This is a genomic window from Mesorhizobium sp. M2A.F.Ca.ET.039.01.1.1 (assembly GCF_003998035.1).
Classification (GTDB): domain Bacteria; phylum Pseudomonadota; class Alphaproteobacteria; order Rhizobiales; family Rhizobiaceae; genus Mesorhizobium.
The window spans coordinates 1-2630 of sequence record NZ_RZRY01000791.1 but is presented as its reverse complement, the minus strand read 5'-3'; the positions used below and the strand labels follow the sequence as shown (position 1 = coordinate 2630).

At 67.8% G+C, this 2630-nt stretch carries 3 protein-coding genes; all 3 read left to right on the top strand.

The genetic code is table 11. The features are described 5' to 3' along the window. The first annotated feature begins 78 nt into the window (after positions 1-78). The 3 genes from chrA (at position 79) to EOA24_RS33750 (ending at position 2511) form a co-directional block, all read left to right on the top strand. Positions 79-1467, top strand: coding sequence for a chromate transporter (gene chrA / locus EOA24_RS33755; protein ID WP_126080909.1), 1389 nt, complete (start codon positions 79-81; stop codon positions 1465-1467). Between the two features lie 119 nt (positions 1468-1586). After that, positions 1587-1712: a hypothetical protein gene (locus EOA24_RS44000; RefSeq protein ID WP_281059467.1), complete on the top strand. Its 126-nt coding sequence runs from the start codon at positions 1587-1589 to the stop codon at positions 1710-1712. Between the two features lie 229 nt (positions 1713-1941). Next, a complete protein-coding gene (locus EOA24_RS33750) occupies positions 1942-2511 on the top strand; it encodes a sigma-70 family RNA polymerase sigma factor (RefSeq protein ID WP_126080910.1) in 570 nt (189 codons plus the stop codon). The last annotated feature ends 119 nt before the right edge of the window (positions 2512-2630 follow it).

Here is a 2630-nt window from a genome sequence, read left to right as displayed (position 1 = left end):
GCTTTACGACGCCTTCTTCCGCTGGTGCCGCGACGCCGCGGACGAGACGCATAACTGGCCGGCCGGAGGCAAGGCGCCATGACCGCGCTCGCCAAGGACGACGCCGCGCCGCCGGTGGATACCCCCGGCATGCCGAGCTTCCGTGAGGCGACGCGGCTCTGGGCCAAGATCGGCCTGCTGTCCTTCGGCGGGCCGGCCGGGCAGATCGCGCTGATGCACAAGGAGCTGGTCGAGGAGCGCCGCTGGATCGGCGAGGAGCGTTTCCTGCACGCGCTCAACTATTGCATGCTCCTGCCTGGACCCGAGGCGCAGCAGCTTACCGTCTATATCGGCTGGCTCCTGCACCGGACCGCCGGCGGCCTCGTCGCCGGCACACTGTTCGTGCTGCCTGGCGCGCTGGTGATGCTTTGCCTGAGCAGCTTCTACATGCTCTACAACGACGCGCCGGTGGTCGAGGCGCTGTTCTTCGGGGTCAAGGCGGCGGTGCTGGCCGTCGTCGTCGAGGCGGTGATCCGCATCGGCAAGCGGGCGCTGAAGAACCGCGTAATGGTGGCGATCGCGGTGGTGGCCTTCCTGGCGATCTACATCGCCAAGCTGCCGTTCCCGCTGATCGTGCTTGCGGCTGGCCTCATCGGTTGGATCGGCAACCGCTTCGCGCCAGGCCTGTTTTCCGGCTCGGCCCATGGCAAGGGTGGGGCTACCGTCGACAGAATCGGCGTGGTCGACCTGATGTTCGAACGCGGCGAGCTGGCCCACACCGTGCCCACCAAATGGCACGCGGTCCGCACCATCGCCATCTGGCTGCCGCTCTGGCTCGGACCGGTGGCGCTGATCGCCGTGCTGGTGGGGCCAGGCAGCGTGTGGGCGCAGATCGGCGGCTTCTTCAGCCTGATGGCCGTCGTCACCTTCGGCGGCGCCTATGCGGTTCTGGCCTATGTCGCGCAGGCGGCGGTCACCTCTTTCGGCTGGCTGTCACCCGGCCAGATGGTCGACGGGCTGGGCCTCGCCGAGACAACGCCCGGACCGCTGATCCTGGTGCTGCAATTCGTTGGCTTCGCCGCCGCCTATCGCCATGCCGGCCTTGCCAGCCCGCTGCTCGCCGGGTCGCTCGGATCGCTGCTGACGCTCTGGGCGACCTTCGTGCCCTGCTTCTTCTGGATATTTCTGGGCGCCCCCTACATCGAGCAGCTGAGGCAGAACCGAGCGCTGGCAGCGGCGCTCGGCGCGATCACCGCGGCGGTGGTCGGCGTGATCATGAACCTGGCGCTGTGGTTCGCGCTGCATGTCGTCTTCGGCAAGGTCGCAAGCGTCGGTTGGGGCGTGGAGGTGCCGGTCCTGTCCTCGCTCGACTGGCGCGCCGCGCTGCTGTCGGTTGCGGCGATGGTTGCCATGTTCAGGCTGAAACTCGGCATGCTGCCGACGCTGGCGGCATCGGCGCTGGCGGGACTTTTCCTGTCGGCGCTATAGGCCGCGCGCAGTTCCGATCACATCAGCGTGAATGAAAAAGCGGAGCGGCCGGGAATAAATGGCCCGGTCCGCCGGTCTCCAGGGCATGCGCGTTTTGTGCGCACCAGCAGGAGACCGTCATGAAACGGCATGAAGACAAATACGCTAGGGCTGAAGAGGGCGAAGGCGTCTACCGCAGCCGTCCCATGGAGCGCTGGCGCTGGGCGCATCTGTTCCGGGCGATGCCGCCCCGCCGCCGGCCCTGATCCGTGCCGGTCGCAACCATCGAGATCCACGACCATGACGGCGAGCACCCTGTTGCAGCCAGCGATGCGCCGTCCCCTTGCGAGGCGCCCCTTGCTTCCGAGACACTTGACTCCGGTGACACCAATGCCCTCTCTTCCCCCGAAGCAGGCGCCATCGCCTGCGGTCGCGATCTTCACGCGCACGAGCCGGGACAGACCGTCGCCTCCCGCTGAGGGCGGCGGCAGACCCATGGCGGGAGCGCCCGACGGCGGAACGGTGTTGAGCGAAAAGATGCTGGCCGCGCGTTTTGCCGAGGTGGTGCTGCCGCATCTTGGCGATGCGCTGTCGCTCGCCCGCTGGCTGACCGGCAACACCGCCGACGCCGAGGATGTCGTGCAGGAGGCCTGCCTCAAGGCGCATGCGGGTATTGCCGGGTTCGCTGGGGGAAACGCCCGCGCGTGGCTGCTCACCATCGTGCGCAACGCCTCCTATACGTGGATGGCGAAGAACCGTCCGCGGAGCGTGGTGGCGGTCGGCGACCTCGCCGATCTCGACGACGTCTCGCCGCCGCCCGACAATGATGCCGACAGCCCGGAGGCGGCGCTGATCGCCAAGGCGAATTCGGCGGCGGTGGAAGCGGCGATCGCCAGGCTGCCGCAAGCCTTCCGCGAAACACTTGTGCTGCGCGACATAAACGGTCTCAGCTACCGCGAGATCGCCGCCATGCTCGACGTGCCGCAAGGCACGGTGATGTCGCGGCTGGCAAGGGCTCGCGGCCTGTTGATGACGGAACTTGGAGGGCGCCATGAGCCCGCATGAAGATCGCCCGCGTGAGGATGGCCCCCGTGAGGATGGATTGCCGCAAGACCCGCAGGATGTGAAGCTGATGATCCACGCCCTTGTCGATGGCGAGCTCGATGCCGCGGCCGCACTGGCGG

What these genes read in the sequence shown, in the direction of transcription:
- chrA (WP_126080909.1), top strand. Translation starts at nt 79, where the DNA reads ATGACCGCGCTCGCCAAGGACGACGCCGCGCCGCCGGTGGATACCCCC.
- EOA24_RS44000 (WP_281059467.1), top strand. Translation starts at nt 1,587, where the DNA reads ATGAAACGGCATGAAGACAAATACGCTAGGGCTGAAGAGGGCGAAGGC.
- EOA24_RS33750 (WP_126080910.1), top strand. Translation starts at nt 1,942, where the DNA reads ATGGCGGGAGCGCCCGACGGCGGAACGGTGTTGAGCGAAAAGATGCTG.